This window comes from Paenibacillus daejeonensis DSM 15491 (assembly GCF_000378385.1).
GTDB lineage: Bacteria > Bacillota > Bacilli > Paenibacillales > Paenibacillaceae > Paenibacillus_D > Paenibacillus_D daejeonensis.
Map to the genome: position 1 here is coordinate 121,447 of NZ_KB899663.1, position 18,159 is coordinate 139,605.

Consider the following 18,159-nt stretch of genomic DNA (forward strand, 5'->3'; position numbering starts at 1 on the left):
GCGGACTCCTCTCGGTATAATTGAATAATTATATATAATAATGAATAATTATTCAATTGATTCCGCTAAGACAGACCTTTCGGGCGGCATGCTGCTAATATGACGCATATATTCCGTTACTGGTTGCAATTGCGGCGGTAACCAATGGTTACTAATGGATTAGCGGAAAATATGCGTCGTATGCAACAATTTTTAATGAAAATCAGCATAATAACGGAAAATAGACGGCGTTTTATAGATGGAGCTTGGTAGGCGTGCGGATGTAGGCCTCCCCAAAAAACACCTTCACCCCTACGGCTACCGTGGGCATGAAGGTGCTGGGCCATGCTTTATGTGGCAGAGGGTGTTCTGCGTCTATTCCTCGGGCTTGTACACGCGTCCCCAGCCATAGCCGGCTTCCTCGGAGGTGTCCTCGGGCATGCCGGGCAAGATCAGGCCACCGTCTATACGCAGATTGACGCCCGTGATGTAGGACGCCTGCGGGGAGGCAAGCCAGGCAATCGCTTCGCCGATGTCGGCGGGTGTGCCCATCCGTCCCATTGGAATTTTTCGACCGAGTGGTTCCTCATAGGCATCCTGGTCCAGGTTATGCACCGTCGCGCCCGGCGCCACACAGTTGACTCGGATGCCATGTGGGGCCCACTCAAGTGCCAGGGATCCGCAGGAGCGAATGAGTCCGGCCTTCATCCCGCCATAGATGCTGTCGCCAGGGTAGGCACGTTCGCCGCGGGAAGACGTAATGAAGTGAATGCTGCCGGGAATCTCCTGTTCGATCATCGCTGCGGCAGCGTGCTTGGCTACCAGCATGGGACCAACATAATCCAATTGGACAATGGCATTTATATCCTCTGCCGACATCTCCATCAGAGGCTTGTTATTGCCGCCTCCCGCATTGTTAACCACCAGATCAATCCGTTCGCAGGCTTCGAGTGTTTCAGAGACCACTCGTTTGGCGTCCTCCGGTTTCGTCAAATCGCATTTCACCACGAATGGCTGTGCGCCAAAGGTATGGCGCATATCTTGGGCAAACGATTCAATACCCTCCGAGCTGCTGTGATAGGTAAGCGCCAACCGGTAGCCCTTTTGCGCCAGTACACTGGCGATGCCGCGGCCAATGCCCTGCCCGGCGCCAGTGACCAGTGCGACCCGGCTTTTTTGTTGTGGAGCGTTCATATTTTCAACTCCTTCCTAACGATTGATGGTACTCGGCATAATGCCGTTTCATTTCCTACATTACCCTTTTATAGCGGATGTTACTCCGGCAGAAATGCACATGGTACAATAAACAGACTACATACGGAGCAAGGAGCCATTTGATGAGAAAGCTATTTATTACCGATATTCACGGCGAGCATACGGGCTTGATGAAGTTGCTGGAGCATGCGCGGTATGAGCCGGCAAGCGATCAACTGGTCGTCGGTGGAGATATGGTCAGTCGGGGACCATCGAGCGGAGAGGTGCTGCGGGAACTGCGGAACTTGGCTATTGCATACCCAGAGCAAGTTATTGTGCTGACTGGCAACCACGAGGAAATGATGAGCTGGTATTATGACGGCCGTTCAGACATGTGGCTCACTCATGCAGGGAAGGGGACTCTGCCTTCATTGAAAAAGGCATTTCGCCGAGAGAGTGAACTCCGTGCGTGTACGGACTGGGTCGGTACTCTGCCGCTCGTATTCGAGGACGAGGATTATGTTTATACCCATGCGGGGTTGGTGCCTTATGATGCCCCGGATCGGCAGGACCGCGAAATTGTCTGGATGTCGGAGCTCGATTTCTACGCCTATCCCCGGGAACTCATTCTGAACTGTACGCAAGGCCGACCGATCATTCATGGTCATACCCCTTGCGAATTTATTCTTCATGACGGTGCCCGGATGAACTGTGACCTCGGCGCGCATACCTATGCCATTGAAGCCTCACGTTCCCTCGCGCTCGTCGATCTCACGCACCGCCTCTATTATGTATACAACATCGCTTCATGTCAGATCGCAGAGCGAACACTCCCTGGTCCATCCAGGTGAATTTTCCATTGCATAAAGCTATGAACAATTTTAAGCTGCCTCAGCGCGACGTAGTTCGCGTTTTTTTTGCATGCATAGTTGTGAGGAACCATGTGTTGTTTTCCAAGCTACTGCGCACCACTGACCGTTTAAATCGCTTGCGCGCCGCAACGCACAATAGGATGGGTATTCCGCCACACGCTAACGGAACTGACAGACGTTATCCAAGCACAAAGCCCTAGTTTTCAAAATCTAACGGAACTGAAAGACGTTATGCAGGCTAAAACCTACGTTTTTATTGGCGTTTTCCTTAAATAACAACGCTGAGTTCCGTTAGAATGTAAAAACACACTGAAAAACTAAGATAAGGTCTCTCAGTTCCCCTAGTGGTTGGCGATCCTCTATTATCGTTCTATTACCACGGTTGCTCATCAATAATCGATACTCTCGCCACGGAGCTTATTTTGCCTTAATTTATGCTTTCCGAAATGTAATGCAATCACTCAGGTCACTCATTCGGCGAGGAAGGTTAATTCGTTGCAGCTCGCTGTCGGGTGTTGGCTCCTGCGTTTGGGTAGCTGTCGGGGCGGGAAATCTAATGTTAGTTGTGAAAATTATCAAGGGCAGCTGCACGGTAGCAAGGCGCAGAAAAATAAATTTCATTCCACATGTAGCGGATTGCGTGCGATGTCCGTCTAAAAGGTTGGAGGTGGTTAACCGATGAAGCCGGCCGGCTCAGACGCATATGAACCCTACCCGGATGATCCTAACCGGGCTATAAGCAAGATGATGGATGCGCATGGCAATGACGTGTTGCGAACGGCTTATTTTTATACAAGGGACCGGCACCTCGCGGAGGATATCAGCCAAGAAGTGTTCCTGCGGGCTTACCGCAACTGGCGGGGATTCAAGGGAGACAGCAAGGTGCTGACCTGGCTGACCCGCATCACCCTCAATCTGTGCCGCGACAAGCTGGCGCTCCGCTCCGCCTCCGAACAACCGACCGATCCCGGGCTTCTGGCCCTGAACCGAATAGGCAGCGTGGAAGAAGAAGCGATGGCCCGATTGAATCGAAGCGAACTCCTGCGGCACTTGGCTAGCTTGTCGCTCCCCTACCGGGAAGTGCTGTATCTATACTATTATCTGGACTTCACCACGACGGAAATCGCCGAAGCGACCAGCACGCCTGAAGGCACAGTACGCGGCCGCTTGCATCGGGCAAGAGAACAACTGGCACGTGCGATGAAGAAGGAGGAAATAGGCGATGACGAATCACAACAAGGACGACAACGATAGAATGAATCGTTCACCTCAAGATGCTTCACACGACGCAAATACCAGATCCGCAGAGGATAGGGTGTTGGGACAGCAATTCAAAAGCGAGCTCGATACCCATCTGTTCGAAGATCTCAAATTAGATTCAAGTACAACAAAGGAGTGGATGAAGATGATTAACCAAACAGAAGCAGCAGCACCGAAAAAAAGCTGGTGGACAGCTGGACGGAAACGGGTGGTCACCGGAGCTGTCGCCGCAGCGATCATGCTTGGAATCGGTATTCCGCTCTTCCAGAATATCGATCCGGTGCCGGTTCCCGGTTCGGGTATCAGCCAGCCGGAGGGCACGGTAGAGCCTGCACCGGGTACCAATGGCGGAGCTGCCGGTCCCGGCAACTTAACGGAGGTCTCCCCGTTAGTTACTGAAGTTGTGGGTACGCTGGAGGAGGCGGAGGCCGCATTTGGCGGGCCGATTGTCCTGCCCGATGGCCTGCCCCAGGGCTATGAACTCAAGGAAATCGCAACAGTAGGCTATCCGGGAGAAGATGCCCTTCGGGTTCATTTCCAGTATGAAGCAGAAGGTGACGGACACCTGACGTTTAGCGTCGACAAACAGGAAGCTGTATACCCCGAAGATCTGTTCACGACTATAGAGCTTGGCGGTACCGAGGGGCAGGTATTTGCTCAACCCGCATTGACGGAACTATTCTGGAAGCTGGATGACATCCAGTATTCTCTTATGGGCACCCTCACAGAAGAGCAGGCCGTCGCGTTGGCGCAATCGACCCTATCCTAAGCGAAGCCTTACAGCATGCTATGAGCCGGATTCCATCCCCTGCGCGGGAAGGGGAATCCGGCTTTTCAACCTTCGTTGCCAGAACCGAAAAGCGATTGTTGAAACTTTTGCCTTCTATATATCGTATCTTTTACATATACCTAGGAGTCTAAAAAGCGGTAAAATAGGACAAGCGAAGAACATTTGCCAAACGGAGGTAGCCTCATGCGTACAATGGGACCCATGCCAACGAGAGAATACATAGCTGCAATTGAAGCTTCAGAAATGGACTATTTATCCGACCGGATGATTGCGATCCGCGAGCGTTCAGACAATCCGGAGGGGGTGGAGCTCAAGGCCGTTGGAGAGGCGGTTTGTTTCTACAGCCAAGGGATGCCTTGGCCTTCCTTTAATACCGTCAAGGGTGCTGGCGCTGCCGAAGCGGCGGCGATTGATGAGATGGTGGATTTCTACAAAACGAGAGAACGCAAACCGCAATTCGAGATTGTTCCGGGGATTGAGGATCGCCGGACGCTCCAAGCTTTGTCACAGCGGGGGTTCTTTGCATCAGGCACACATGCTTCGCTTGCGCTAGATCTGGCGGCCTGGGAGCCGAAATCCTTCGCCACGCCACGGGTTCGGATCAGCAAGCTGCAGGAGAGTGAGATTGAGACGTATGCAGCCATTCACTGCAAATCCTTTGGCTTGCCGGAGCATGGCATTGCCCCGGTGGCTGCCAATAACAAGGTGCTGCTGGGTCGACCGGGCTGGACGTTCTTCATCGCTTATGTGGAGGATCGTCCTGCCGCGGCAGCTGTTATGTATATCAAGGACCGCACGGCTTCGCTGACCTTTGCAGCCACGTTGCCGGAATATCGCAAGACCAGCTTGCACGAGCAACTGCTGCATCGGAGATTCTCCGAGGCCAAGCAGCAGGGCTGTGACCTGGTTGTCGGGCAGTGTGCGTTCTTGTCGCCAAGTCACCGCAATATGGAACGGGTTGGCATGAAGGTTGCTTATGTTCGGACCACCTGGACAGAAGCGTTGGGAGGTTAGGGGAAGTGAAGGTGAAGCGGATCGACCGGCGTGTGGCGCTGGAAGCGGGTGTTGCTGGTGTAATCACAGGAGGAGCGCTTGTTACAGGAGGTTTTATCGTCATGGGCATGGCGCAGACCAAGGCCTATGTTCCAGATATTGTTAACTCCTATGCAAGTGTGGACTATTTGCAGCAAAAGGTGTCTTTTGGCCATACGGGAAGTCAGTGGCCTGCTCTAGCAGTTGTCGGCATCTCGTCGATCCTGATGGGAATGATTTATTATCGGGTAAGAAGCAAGTATAAACGCCAAGCTTCACCACCATCCTGAAACCAAGGAGTGATGTGTAGATGAGCAAGTGGCAACTGCCGAGCAAGGGCGGCGTCAACCTGAAGGGGATCGATCCGCAAGACACGGGCAAGTTCAAGAACAAGCGTGAGACCGTCAAGGAAATGAACCAATTGCGCAAGGAATTGCAGGAGGAGCAGGAGAAGCTGGCCGCCAGACAGGAGCAAGCGCTGCTGGTTGTTGTTCAGGGGATGGACTGCAGCGGCAAGGACGGAGTGATTCGTCAAGTGTTCTCCGGTGTGAATCCGCAGGGAATATCCTCGTACAGCTTCAAGAAGCCGACGGAGGAAGAGGCCCGTCACGACTTCCTGTGGCGGGTCCATCGGCATGTACCTGATTTGGGGCGCATCACCACGTTCAACCGTTCTCACTATGAGGAGGTCTTGATCAACCGTGTGCATGGCCGCGTATCGGATGCCGAGGCGAAGGCCAAGTTCAAGCAGATCAATCAGTTTGAATCCCTGCTGGTGGATAACCGGGTGACTCTGGTCAAAATCTTTCTCCACATCTCACCAGAGTTTCAGCTCGAGAAGCTGCGCAAGCGGATCGAGAATCCGCGCAAGCACTGGAAATTCGATCCGAGCGACATTGAAGAGCGTCAGCATTGGGACCGGTATCAGGCCTATTACGAGGAAGCTATGGCACAGTGCAATGAGGCTGCCCCCTGGCATGTGGTCCCCGCAGATAACCGGTGGTATCGCGATTATGTTGTGCTGCGACTCACCGTCGAAGCGTTGCGCGGCATGAAGCTGAAGGAGCCGGATCCGGTGCCGGGGATCGAGAAGTATTTGGAGATGTTGAAGGACTCGGCTGACGTCCGTTAGTCATCAACCAGCCGATTCTCCACCATCGTTTGTTCTGAATGTAGAGGGGGGAGGTTCGGCATGCCAGTAAAAGGCCTGATTTTTGATATGGACAATACGCTGCTGCGGTCCCGCATTAATTTTGACCAGATGAAGCGGGAGACCTATGCGTATCTGGAGGCAGGCGGAATTCTGTCCGGTGATGTTGATTTGGAGCAGCATACGACATCTACGCTGATGCTGACGGCGGAACGCACCGGGCGAATGTCGGAGGCCATGATCGCGGAGATGTGGGACATTGCGAACCGGATCGAAAAGGCGGGCATGCACGAAGCTGCAATGGAACCGGGGGCTGCTGAATTGCTGCGGGCTCTGCATGGGCGGCTGCCTCTGGTCATTGTGACGAACAATTCGACCGAAGCCGCCGAGTTGGCCCTACGGGAAAATGGGGTTCACCAGTACTTCGATGATGTCATTGGCAGGGATCGGGTCAAGGCGATGAAGCCGGAGCCGGATGCCTTCTTGCTCGCGTTGGATGCTTATCCGGCCATTCCTACTGAGCATTGGCTATCGGTAGGGGATGCCTGGATTGACGGTGCGGCATCGAGCCGGGCGGGCATCCGCTTCATCGCCTACAACGGAGATGGGGAACGGATGCGGGCGATGGGCGTCGAGCCCTTCGGGGAGATTCAGGAGTTGGAGCAGCTGGTAGCGTTTTTGGATGCTGAGCGGTAATTCAGCGCCCAGTTGGCTGCGAGAACGGAAATAAATACCGCATGACAAACAGGAGGCGGCGTGCCTCCTTTAGATTATTCATAAGGTTCCCTTTGCCGATCGTATGTGCCCAGAGAGCTGATCCTGCCAATAAGCTTGATTTTTCATATTTATTTGAACCTCATGAAGCAAAAGGTCCAAATAAGCTTGAAATATCAAGCTTATTTGGTGATTTTCTTGATTTGCCCTGAAATAAGGTCGAAATTTCATATTCGTTGATCTAAAAAGAGCCGGAGAGGCACGGAATCGAATCTGGTCAACGCTTGTCTAGCAGAAAGCGACATCGGGAGCATATGCTGCGGAGCGTTCGCCTGAGAGCTTTTCGCAGAAAAGCTGGCTTCGGAAGCATACGCTGTTTACATCAGCGATCGGAAGATCTAAAGTAAGATTTCCCATCTACTTGGCTTATATTTTTCTGGAATGAAACGCGCTCGCGCCGTCAGAAGACGGCGGCAGCCGTTTCACCTTGGTAATAGTCTATACTATCAATTCGTTTGTTAGCTCCCCCCTCGCTTATCCAGCCTGACTTTCACGCCCTGACAATAACGACGGACTTCCGGTTTACATCAGCTTTGAATTTTTGGGAGTGAAGCTGGCTGCCCCTTCATAAGGCAATGTCTGCCGCTTCACCTTGCGCCTCTCCATCTCCTTTATCTCCCGTATGTACAGCCCATCCTCCATTTTCTCCGCGATCTCACACAGTCTTTCGATGTCCGAGAAGGAATATTTGCGCGTGCCGCCTGCGGTGCGCTCGGGAAAGATCAACCTTCGCTCCTCGTAATACCGAATTTTGCGTTCCGACAATCCTGTTAATTCGCTCACCAGTCCGATAGCAATGACCTTCTTCTCCTTGTACATCTTAAGTGTCACCCCTTCGTGTAAACGATCGGAATGGATCGCTAATCTCCTTACTATATTGGCGTATTTTTCGGTGCCTGAACATAGTTCTGTTAGATTATCTTACGTTAAAACTTTGTCGAAACGACTGTTAGCAAAAACAATGTTAGAAAATATAACGCAAATGAGTACAAGGAAAATATTCAGGTGCTATGCTTGGTTCCGAGAACGGCGCTCATGAAGGCGACGAAGGAGGAAGCAGAGTGACAGAACATGTGGGATCTCAAATGTCTCGAAGGCAATTTTTGATGCAAGTCGGCAAAGCTGGCGGTGCGGTGGCGGTCTATAGTGCCATGAGTACGCTTGGACTGCTGGGTCAGTCCTCCGCTGGTGCGGCAACACTGCCTCCTCCAGCTGAGGTGAACGCGGCAAGTCGGAACGGCAAGAAAATTGTCATTCTCGGCGCAGGTCTGGCCGGCATGGCAGCCGCTTATGAGATGTCCAAATCCGGATACCAGTGCGTGATCCTCGAAGCAAGGGCGCGGCCAGGTGGCCGGAACTGGACGATCCGGCGCGGCGATGCGGTGACTGAGGTGGGCGGGGTCAAGCAGGTAGCTCGATTCGACGAGGGATTGTATTTCAATCCGGGTCCGGCCCGAATTCCGCAGCATCACATCACGATGGATTATTGCAGGGAGCTGGGTGTCCCGTTGGAAGTGTTCGGCAACGTCAACGAAGCGTCTTACTATTATAGCGAAAACGTCGGTCCGCTCTCTGGCAAAAAGGTAACCAAACGCGCGGCTAAGGCGGATATGCGTGGCTATACGAGCGAATTGCTCGCCAAGGCGGTCAGCCAGAATGCGCTCAACCTGCCCCTTAGTCAGAGTGACAAGGAAAAGCTCGTCGCCTATTTGCGCCGCGAAGGCGATCTCAATGCGGACCTGTTCTACAAAGGGTCGGGGAGAAGGGGCTACAAGGTGCTGCCGGGCGGCGGTGAGACGCCAGGGGTGCAAGAAGATCCATATAATCTGAGTGCCATTATTCAATCCGGATTTGGCAATAGCTTCAGCTCCGAGTATTCCATTGATCAGCAGATGATGATGTTCCAGCCGGTAGGCGGGATGGATCAGATCGGCAAGGCTTTTGCCCGTAAGGTCGGACATCTCATTCAATACCAAGCCGTGGTGCAGCGGATCCGTCAGGGCGAGAGCGGCGTTGCGGTTACGTATCGCGCTGCGGACGGTTCGGTTCAGGAGGCAACGGGCGATTATTGTATCTGTACCATCCCGCTCAGCGTGCTGAAGGATATTCCGGGGGATTTCAGCAAGGAGATGAGTGAGGCCATTGGCAAAATCTCGTATGCGACGACTGGCAAGATCGGCTTCCAGTTCCGACGCCGGTTCTGGGAAATCGATGAGGGAATCTACAGCGGGATGACGACGACCAATATGGATATTAACCAGATCTGGTATCCGTCCCATGATTACTTGAGTCGTAAAGGCGTGGTTGTCGGTTACTATAACTTTGGCGAAGCGGCGGTACAGCTGGGTGACATGTCGCTGGCTGCACGTGAAGAATATGCGCTGAAGCAAGGGGCTAAGATTCATCCCCAATATCATAGAGAGTTCGAAACCTCCTTCTCCATCGCTTGGCAGAAGACGGCCTACAATATGGGGGGATGGGCGAGTTACTCCTCTGCGGACCGCAAGGATTATTATCCGACGCTGAACAAGCCGGATGGCCGGATCTATCTGGCCGGGGAGCATATGAGTTATTTGACAGGCTGGATGGCAGGGGCGTTTGAGTCGGCGCGTCTGACGGTCAAGGCCATTCAAGAGCGGGTCATGAAGGCTTAGAAGACAATATAGAAGATAAGGAGTGGCGCTATGAACAGCAAAAAGAAATGGATGCTCACCGTGCTCCTGGCCGCATCGGTCAGTGCGCTGAGCATCACGGCCTATGCGGCCAGCCCGCTGACGCCTAATAAATACACGGCTGAGCCGATTCATGAGGTGGAGTTTTATGGCTCTCCTACCTCGTCCATTGCCTCTGGCGTCTCGGTACCGCAAGATATGGCGTACCTCTGGACGAGCGGTACTGTGCCGCCGCAGCTCAACCGTGAGGGCAAAACGATTCATGAGCGGTTTGGGGATACCAAAACTCAGGCGGTCGGGATTCTGAAACGAATTGAAACGGACCTCAAGGCCAAAGGGCTGACGATGAAGGATGTAGTCTATCTCCGTGTCTATCTGGTTGCCGATCCCGAGAAGGAAGGCAAAGTCGATTATGATGGCTGGTTCGAGGCTTATGGCGAGTTTTTTAATACGGAAGACAATCCAACCAAGACGGCGCGTTCAACGCTGGCAGTTGCGGGGTTGGTCAACAGCGATTGGCTGATCGAGATCGAAGCGGTGGCGGTCTATCCCAAGAGGCGGTAATGCGTAACGGAGGGGTATAAGTGTAAACCAATTACAATGGAGGTGCAAGCCATGCTGCAGAGTATCGGAATCCCGGGACTGATCCTTATTCTGGTCATTGCCCTGGTTATCTTCGGCCCGTCCAAGCTGCCCGAGATCGGGCGGGCCTTCGGCCGAACGCTCAATGAGTTCAAGCGCTCAACCAAAGAGCTGGTGCAGGAGGAGGAGCCTCCGATTCGCGAGCTCCATGATTCACGGGATGCCCGCGAATCGCGCTCCAATATCTCGGTAATGGATGCCAAGCCGGAAAAACCGGCAGCGATGTAGCAAGTGTAAGTGGAGAGGGGGGTGACGGGAGGCCGTCCGCCTCCCTCTTTGCGCATCAGGAGAGGAGTGGGAGCATGGAGGAGACGATGAATTTGGTTGGCCATTTGGGTGAGCTCCGCAAACGGCTGATGATTACCATGGCGGCCTTTGTCGTGTCGCTCATCGTGGCTTTTTGTTTCGTTGAACCGATCTACGACTGGTTGACCCGGGGGCTGGAGGTGAAGCTCGCGCTGCTTGGGCCCAGCGATATCTTGTGGGTCTACATGCTCATTGCTGCCGTATTTGCTGCAGCGGCAACAATCCCCGTGCTGGCCTATCAACTGTGGGTGTTTGTTAAGCCTGCATTTACGGAGCAAGAGCATCGGGCAGCGTTTCGGATGATTCCGGCGGTGACCCTCCTGTTTATTGTAGGGATCTGCTTTGGTTACTTTATCGTGTTTCCAGTGGTGTACTCGTTTCTTGGCGGGCTCACGGACGGCCAGTTCGATATGGTGTATACTGCGGAGAAATATTTCACCTTCATGGTTCATATGACGCTGCCCTTTGGCGTGCTGTTCGAAATGCCCGCGGTGGTGCTGTTCCTGACCAAGCTGGGCATCCTCAATCCGCAGCGGCTGGCCAAGGCACGCAAAGGCGCTTACTTTGTGCTGGTCGTCGTGGGTGTGCTGGTGACACCGCCGGATCTCGTATCGGACATTCTGGTCATCATCCCGCTGCTGCTGCTGTACGAATGCAGCATTAGCCTGTCGCGCATCGTCTACCGCAAACGCCTGCAGCAGCAGGAGCGGGAGGCAAGCGAGGAGCATGGCGATGGGATGGTGAGGGCATAGACGGGCAATAAGCTGTTAAGCGAGCCTGGAACCGCGAAGTCAAATGTCTCCGAACCGTTTGACGGTCCGGAGATTTTTTGCGTTCGTCTAGATTCTGACGGTGGAATGACAAAAACAATGACAGGTTGTAACTGTCGGATCGGCATAGGCCCCCTATACAATGGTAACAACGAAAGGGAGCATATTGAATCCGGGAGGAATGAGCATGAGTTTTTTGGATAAGGTGAAGTCGGGACTGTCGGAAGCAGGCAGCAAGGCGAAGACGGCAGTCGAGGTCAACAAGCTGAAAATGCAACAGAGCGCCAAGCAAAAGGAGATTGAAAAGCATTACCAGACGATCGGCCGGATCGTCTTCCTGACGGCGATTGAGCGGGATACGGGAGAGCTCGGGGAGGACTACCAGCCCGAGGTCGAAGCGATCCTGGAGCTGGAAGAGGAGGTGCAGGCACTTCTTAAACAGATTAAGGTTCTCACTGGCGAGAAGGACTGTATCTGCGGCCAGTCAGTAGCAGTTGAGGTGAAGTTTTGTCCCTCGTGCGGACATACCTTCACCGAAGCGGAATAAGAGGCGGGGACGATGAGGAACCGTTTGTTAAAGATCACCAAAACAAAGCTGGCCCTCGCCGCAGCTGCGTTAGCGTTGATGCTGGCAGGGGCGGGCTTTATCTTTTTCCTCGGGGATGGCGAGGCCGTTGATCCGAAGGAGCAGACGGTCTCCGTACTGTCGGGACGCACAGGCTCCTACGAACCTGTCAAGGAACGGCCGGCCAGGCTGGTGTATCCGATCGGTGCCTGGGATACCGCCGTCCCCTACATTAATCCGTTCGGCAGCCAGAGCAGCTACCGCTCGGCGGCCTACCTGGCCAATCAGCAGCAGGAGCTGCGGTATATCGATCTGGATAACCGGGAGACGAGCCGATTGACGGCGGGGGAGAAGTGGGAGCTGGAGGTAGAATGGACCGATCAGGGCGCCGATCCGATCGACGATCTGATCGCATACGCCGTAGAGCTGGATTCGTCGTTCTACCGCGGTGTGCAGGAGGGACAGTGGATCATCCACGCCCGCGACCAGGAGGAAACCGACTGGTGGGCAATTGCCGCAGAGGGCGGCTCCGGATACCGGCTTACGGTGTATAAGGAGCTGCGGCTGCAGCCCGGTCAGACAGTGACGGCCGGAACCGGGGACTATGACACGTCCGAGCTGTACTTCGTCACGAACAATGAGAATCTGCGGTACCAGAGCCTGAAAGTGTCGCTTGACAAGGGCCAGCTTCAGTTGACGGGCAAGGGCAGTTATGTCCAAGGACAGTATCGCCGGGATCTCAGCTACACCCGGACACTGGATGCGGTGAAGACGCGGGATTACGTGCTTGGCGATCTGCCGCAGGACCCCTCTGTCCCATTGCTCTGGAAGATGACATGGAGCGCATCAAGCGACCCTGGTGAGATCGCCATCACGCTTGATGAAAAGGGAGAGCTGCAGCCGATCCGAGACGGCGAACGGCTCGGGGCATTGAAGGTGCGAGGCGCGCAGCTCGGCCATATTAAAGTCGAGGCTTCTCCGGGAGTGGCGCTGCAGCATCCGGAGCTGAGTCTGATGGGCGACCAGACGCCGGAGGGCGACACGCTGTTCTGGCTCCCGCCGGGCTACTGGAATGTTGTTGTCGAGCAGGACGGCCGTCCGGACGGCAACGCACCGCTGCGAACCAGACTGATCCCGGTCAGCAGCGGCGAGATGACGGAGCTGGATATGAAACCGCTCATCGTGGGGAGCTACCGCACGGTGGAGATGGGCGACGCCAGCGGCGCCGACAGTGAGCTGAAGATCGAATCCGTCAGCGAGCAGGGGGATACGGCAATCGTCCGCTTCATGCTGCTAGACGCGCAGAACCGGCAGTTCGTCCCCACGGTCAAGGATGTAGAGATTCTGGAAGGCGGGCAGCCTGGCAAGCTCGTCAAGCTGGAGCGACTGGAGACGCCGCCGAGCGTCGTGCTGGCGCTGGATTCCTCAGGCTCCATGGCAAAGTCGATGACTCAGGTGCTAAGTGCCGCCCGCAGCTTCATCGAGGGCCTGCCTGACCATACCTATATCCGGGTTATCGACTTTGACTCGCAGGTGCAGGTACTGGAAGGGACAACCAAGCAGGAGGTCCTCGCCGGTCTGTCGCAGGTCAAGGCCAAAGGCAATACGACACTGTACGATGCTATCATCCGGGGCGTCGAGCTGCTGAAGGAGAAGGAGCGTCCGACTGTGGTTGTCTTCAGTGACGGCGTCGACAGCGACGTCGAGAAGGCAGGCACCGGCAGCAAAGCGAGCAAGGAGGAGGTGATGCAGACGGTGCAAGCTTCTGGCATCCCGCTCTATACAATCGGATTCGGACCCGGGCACGATGCTTCGACGCTGCTGGAGCTGGCTGCGCTGTCGGATGGCACCTATTATGCAGCTGATGACACTGAGGCGCTGAACCATGTGTTCTTGGCGATCCGCGACAGATTGGGCAACCGGTTCGAGGCAACCTATCAGCGGCCCAATAAGCAGGCGCCGTCCGACGTGTCGGTCGTCTCGCTGACGCTGGACGTCAGCGGCTCGATGGACGTCGAGCCCGAGAGCGGCAACGGCGCATACCGGCTAGACAAGATGAAGGCGCTGTTCCACGAATTCATCAGTCAGAAGCCGGACAGCAGTCTGATGCAGCTGGTCAGTTTCTCCTCCGAGATCTCGTTCGAGCAGATGTTCACCAATCGCAAGCCGGAGCTGCTGCAATCGCTAGGTATGCTGCGGGCCGGCGGCGGCACGGATATCTTCAGCTCGACGGACCGGACGTACAACTCGCTGAGCAGGATTCCTTCCGACAAGCGGGTCATCGTCTATCTGACCGATGCGGCGCTGGACGTCGAGCTCGAAAGGAAGGCGGCCTTTGAGACATTGCTGACGAGAATTAAAGAAGAAGGCATCCAAGTTCTCTGGGTTGGCCTGGGGACAGAAGACGGCGAGGAAGCGTTCCGGTGGGCGGCTGAGAAGTCCGGCGGCTCGTATGTGATTTCGGAGGATCCCGCAGTCCTGTCAGAGGCGTTCAATGCGATGCTCGCCAAGGTAGAGCAGCAGCCAGCTGAGAAGGTAGCCCTGTCGCTATCCATTACCAGCCCGGCTGCGGACGGAGAGACTCGCGTCTATGACGCGAATACGCTTGCCGATTTTCCCTTGCAGCTGAGCGAAGATAACAAGGCCGTGCTTCAGACCATAAGCTATGAGCCTGGCGGCAAGATCGCCCAGTACGAAACTGGTGCGGCCTCGCTCCTCTATGGCAGCGATCTGCCCGGCCAAGAAGTGAAGATTCTTAAACGGATCCCACTGGATGCCGAAACCGAAAATAAAGCGATGGCATGGTCGGCAAGAGAGCTGCTATTCCTGAAGCGGCTGGGCGGTGTGGATGCGCCTGCGGGCCGTAGCTTCGTGGCTGTCGATATGGAGCTGGGGAGCACGCAGGCCAAGGGAGCGGCTTATGTCATCCCGGACTTTGCCTCCCACTTCTTCCTGGAGACCAACGGCATGGGCAGTTATCCCGCCTCCACGACAACTTGGCTAGCCGAAGCACCGCTGGCTCCGCCAGGCGAGAGCAGCGTGACGGTGAAGTCGGGGGAATCGGTACGCGGGATATTGGTCTTCCTGGTGCCGGATGAGCGGATGGAGCAAGCGGCGTTGCACTTTTACGACACTAACAACGGCCATCTGACCTTGCCTCTCATCGGTCGTACGGAGCGGTCGGAGATCGCACTGACGGCGCTGCCTACAACGGCGGAAGGCAAGCTCTCCGATACGTTTCGGCTGAAGCTGACGGCTGCCAGCGAACAGGACACTCTCGGGCCAGTCCAGTTCAAGCCGCAGACAAGTCTGTTCAAGGTTGTGGAGGGCGACCTGACCTCAGCCGTGCAATCCCGACTGAAGTTCGATCCGCAGCAGCGCTTCTATCTGAGGATGACGACCGGCAAAGGACCGTTCCTCGTCCCGGTCCATACCGGAACAGCGCTGCTCCCGCACGGTCTGTTGCGGCCAGTCACACTGGCGCCGGGCTCGACGAATAAGATAAGGCTTGCCTTCCAGATCCCGGCGGCGCTGCAGCAGACGCCATCAGAGCTGTATGTCGATCTGTTCGGCGTCGCAGCCATACTGCCGGTCGGTGGGAAGGCTCAGGAGGCAGGTCAGCCAGCCGCAGGCGAAACGGTATATCAGGGCCAAGGGGTCAAGCTGCGCGTCCATGCCCTCTCCCGGATTCAGGACATCGAGTCGAGCCGGGGCGACTACGTCGTTGCGGATGTAACGCTCATGGACGCCGCTGACGGCAATGGCGTCTCTGGGTTCCGTGATACCTTCCGGCTGATCCCGGAGGGCCGGGAGGAGGCGGATGGTCTGCGTCCCGACGAGATTACCGATGAGCTGGTATTCGGAATGGACCAGGACTGGTCTGTATTCGATGGCACCTCGCGGCGCGGCCTGCTCGTCTTTGCACTGCCGGAGGGTAGCGGAGACCGGGCTTGGAACCTGCGTTCCGAGCTGTTCGGCGAGCTGAGTCTGCCTGTCGGACAGAACAGCTATCCGGAGCCTGGACTGCTGGTCAAGCACGTAACCCTCCCGCAGGATAAGGCGTTTGATATCGCCTTGTCCACCGCCTTGACCGAGGCGATCCGCCATCATCGGGCTCGGGTCTCGGCAGATGCCGAGCGGGAGACCCTCCAGCTCGCCGTCCTGGATGAAGGCCGCGAACGACCGGAGCAGGTGCCGGCGCCACTGCCGGTGCTGCATGGGCTATGGCAGCTGTCGGAAGTGAAGACGATGGAGGCGATGCAGTCGCTCCTAGAAGAGGTGCGCTGGCTTCCTTCTTCCGATCCGTATTATGCGTACCGCCACTCTCCCGAGGCGGTGCTGACCCAGGGCTGGGGCACTGAGGGTGACTTGGCCCGGTTGACGGGAGGGCTGCTGGCAAGGCTTGGGGCTACGCCGTCGCTGCGCAAGGTAAAGCTGACGGAAGAGGGCAAGCAGGCGCTGCTCGAGCTGAGCGGCGCCGAGGAGGTCAAGGCCGAATATCTGCCGGCCTGGTCCTATGAGGATGAGGCGGGCGAAGCGCGTATCTTCGTGGTCCCATTCATGAGGGATCTGTCAGAGCTGGGCGGACTGTTGTACTACCCCGGCGCTCAGGACGTGCAGGCCCTGACGACCATCGAACGCATAGTCAGCGTGTCCTATCTGGTGATACCGCAAGACGACCAAGGGGTAGGCGGCATCACCGGCAGCATCGGCGACGTGCTGGGTGGTGGTGGTGGCGAATCTGAGCCAGCCGTAGAGGAGATCCGCGTGCTGGATGCCGCGCTGCGTCTGGATCAGCTCGGCAACGAGCCACTCGATATCCGGGCGGGAGCCTCGGGCGAGCTCTACACTGCCATACTGGAGAATGAGACGTTCCAATTGATCGGCAAGCAGGCCGTAGACATCAGTAAAAACACCATCGTCGGCGTACGCGTCGAAGTGCAGCTGCCTGGGGAGAAGCGGGTGCACGAGACAATGTTGAAGCCGGGAGAGTCGATCGATGGCGTGTTCCATACGATTGCCATCAATCTGCCTGATCTGCCGGAGCCTGCCACAGATACGCTTCAGCGAGCGGCAGACCGCGATTACAGTCAGGCTGGTAAACCGGATGACGCCTCCGCGCTGCGGTGGTATACGCGCAACATTATATATCGGTTTGTGACTAATCAGACGGCTTATGAGCGTGAACTGGCAGACAGTCTGGATGTTGTCTCCGGGCGGACCGACAAGGAGCGAGTAATCGTCGTTACTGTCCGTAGACCGAACAAGGGCGCCGAGCTGCATACGAGCATCGACCTGCAGCAGACCGCCAGCCGGCTGCATGCAGGCAGCGAAGAGGCGAAAGTGGCCTTCCAGATTGCCAGCGGATTGTTTGCCTCCCGTCTCGAGGGAGTGGTGCTGTCGGGCAAGCAGACGGACTTCATGGATATCTGGCTGCAAAGCCCGGAGGATACGCAGCTGTTCCTGAGTCTGTACAGCAACCGCCAAGCCGATCTCACCCACATGGAGGAAATGGAGCTGCCCGAGATTCTGATCGAGCGTGCGCGTACATCGATGAAGGCATTCCTAGTACCGGATCAGCCATCCATGATTGGCGGCGAAGCGCGCTGGGCCTGGCTGGAGATCGACCCGGTGACGTACGAGACGATCTCGGTGCTGGATACGGGCGAGCATGGGGGATTTGCGGAGTATTTGATGCAGCTGGAGAGGGTGTCGCCGGTCGGCGACGACTATCTGGCATTCATGGCGGGTGCATTCATCGGCGTCAGCAGTGCAGTCTGGAGCGTCGGCGCGTACGCGCTGGAGCTGGATGATTACGAGCAGATTATCAATGCGGCCAAAATGTACACGTACGGGCTTGGTGAAGTGCTGGGCGCGATGATGAGCAACAAAGACTTGCCGAAGCTGGAGTACAGCATCAGTCCGCTCAAGCTGAAGCTGGTCAACAGGGAGTTTGATTACCTGGCCAAAAGGGTTGAAAAGGTAAAGATGGGCAAGAGAGGGGATTATGGTGCCGATATCGTCGGCTTTGCCCAAGGCTTCAAAGCCGGAGCGGCTTATTATTTCCAACAGGCGGAGCCGCCGAAGCAGGAGAAGCCGGGTGCGCGGCCTGGGGCAGCCCCCAAACGATAAGTCACATCGGAGGTGCCGCTG

The 18,159-nt window shown here is 55.8% G+C and carries 15 protein-coding genes; 13 read left to right on the forward strand and 2 right to left on the reverse strand.

Features of this window, described 5'->3' with window-relative positions:
* Positions 1-354: 354 nt before the first annotated feature.
* Positions 355-1,173 carry an SDR family NAD(P)-dependent oxidoreductase gene (locus tag F556_RS0115775; RefSeq protein WP_020617943.1) on the reverse strand — a complete coding sequence of 273 codons (819 nt, stop codon included), beginning with the start codon at positions 1,171-1,173 and terminating at the stop codon, positions 355-357.
* Positions 1,174-1,316: 143 nt separating this feature from the next.
* Between F556_RS0115775 and F556_RS36330 the strand changes: the two genes are divergently transcribed.
* From F556_RS36330 to F556_RS0115810, 7 genes are all read left to right on the forward strand, one after another.
* Positions 1,317-2,024 carry a metallophosphoesterase gene (locus tag F556_RS36330; protein ID WP_020617944.1) on the forward strand — a complete coding sequence of 236 codons (708 nt, stop codon included), beginning with the start codon at positions 1,317-1,319 and terminating at the stop codon, positions 2,022-2,024.
* Between the two features lie 699 nt (positions 2,025-2,723).
* On the forward strand, positions 2,724-3,299 hold the full coding sequence (locus F556_RS0115785) for a sigma-70 family RNA polymerase sigma factor (protein ID WP_020617945.1): 576 nt from the start codon (positions 2,724-2,726) through the stop codon (positions 3,297-3,299).
* Positions 3,300-3,450: 151 nt separating this feature from the next.
* Complete coding sequence (locus F556_RS0115790; protein ID WP_157272778.1) at positions 3,451-4,074, forward strand: hypothetical protein; 624 nt, start codon at positions 3,451-3,453, stop codon at positions 4,072-4,074.
* Between the two features lie 204 nt (positions 4,075-4,278).
* Positions 4,279-5,109 carry a GNAT family N-acetyltransferase gene (locus tag F556_RS0115795; protein ID WP_020617947.1) on the forward strand — a complete coding sequence of 277 codons (831 nt, stop codon included), beginning with the start codon at positions 4,279-4,281 and terminating at the stop codon, positions 5,107-5,109.
* Positions 5,110-5,114: 5 nt separating this feature from the next.
* Entirely contained in the window at positions 5,115-5,417 is a 303-nt protein-coding gene (locus tag F556_RS0115800) for a hypothetical protein (RefSeq protein ID WP_020617948.1), read from the forward strand.
* Between the two features lie 20 nt (positions 5,418-5,437).
* Positions 5,438-6,259 carry a PPK2 family polyphosphate kinase gene (locus F556_RS0115805; RefSeq protein WP_020617949.1) on the forward strand — a complete coding sequence of 274 codons (822 nt, stop codon included), beginning with the start codon at positions 5,438-5,440 and terminating at the stop codon, positions 6,257-6,259.
* A gap of 60 nt (positions 6,260-6,319) precedes the next feature.
* Positions 6,320-6,973 (forward strand): HAD family hydrolase, encoded by a 654-nt coding sequence (locus F556_RS0115810; protein WP_020617950.1) that lies wholly within the window; start codon positions 6,320-6,322, stop codon positions 6,971-6,973.
* A 600-nt stretch (positions 6,974-7,573) separates the two neighbouring features.
* On the opposite strand, the gene F556_RS0115815 is transcribed toward F556_RS0115810, so the two are convergent.
* On the reverse strand, positions 7,574-7,870 hold the full coding sequence (locus F556_RS0115815; protein ID WP_020617951.1) for a MerR family transcriptional regulator: 297 nt from the start codon (positions 7,868-7,870) through the stop codon (positions 7,574-7,576).
* A 242-nt stretch (positions 7,871-8,112) separates the two neighbouring features.
* Between F556_RS0115815 and F556_RS0115820 the strand changes: the two genes are divergently transcribed.
* From F556_RS0115820 to F556_RS0115845, 6 genes are all read left to right on the forward strand, one after another.
* The gene (locus F556_RS0115820) at positions 8,113-9,705 is read left to right on the forward strand and encodes a flavin monoamine oxidase family protein (RefSeq protein ID WP_245583078.1); all 1,593 of its coding nucleotides are present in this window, start codon (positions 8,113-8,115) and stop codon (positions 9,703-9,705) included.
* A 30-nt stretch (positions 9,706-9,735) separates the two neighbouring features.
* Positions 9,736-10,287 carry a RidA family protein gene (locus tag F556_RS0115825; protein ID WP_020617953.1) on the forward strand — a complete coding sequence of 184 codons (552 nt, stop codon included), beginning with the start codon at positions 9,736-9,738 and terminating at the stop codon, positions 10,285-10,287.
* A 51-nt stretch (positions 10,288-10,338) separates the two neighbouring features.
* Positions 10,339-10,593: a twin-arginine translocase TatA/TatE family subunit gene (locus F556_RS0115830; RefSeq protein WP_020617954.1), complete on the forward strand. Its 255-nt coding sequence runs from the start codon at positions 10,339-10,341 to the stop codon at positions 10,591-10,593.
* Between the two features lie 74 nt (positions 10,594-10,667).
* Positions 10,668-11,423 (forward strand): twin-arginine translocase subunit TatC, encoded by a 756-nt coding sequence (gene tatC / locus F556_RS0115835; RefSeq protein WP_020617955.1) that lies wholly within the window; start codon positions 10,668-10,670, stop codon positions 11,421-11,423.
* Between the two features lie 205 nt (positions 11,424-11,628).
* Positions 11,629-11,988 carry a zinc ribbon domain-containing protein gene (locus tag F556_RS34200; RefSeq protein ID WP_020617956.1) on the forward strand — a complete coding sequence of 120 codons (360 nt, stop codon included), beginning with the start codon at positions 11,629-11,631 and terminating at the stop codon, positions 11,986-11,988.
* 12 nt (positions 11,989-12,000) lie between these two features.
* On the forward strand, positions 12,001-18,138 hold the full coding sequence (locus F556_RS0115845) for a vWA domain-containing protein (protein WP_020617957.1): 6,138 nt from the start codon (positions 12,001-12,003) through the stop codon (positions 18,136-18,138).
* The last annotated feature ends 21 nt before the right edge of the window (positions 18,139-18,159 follow it).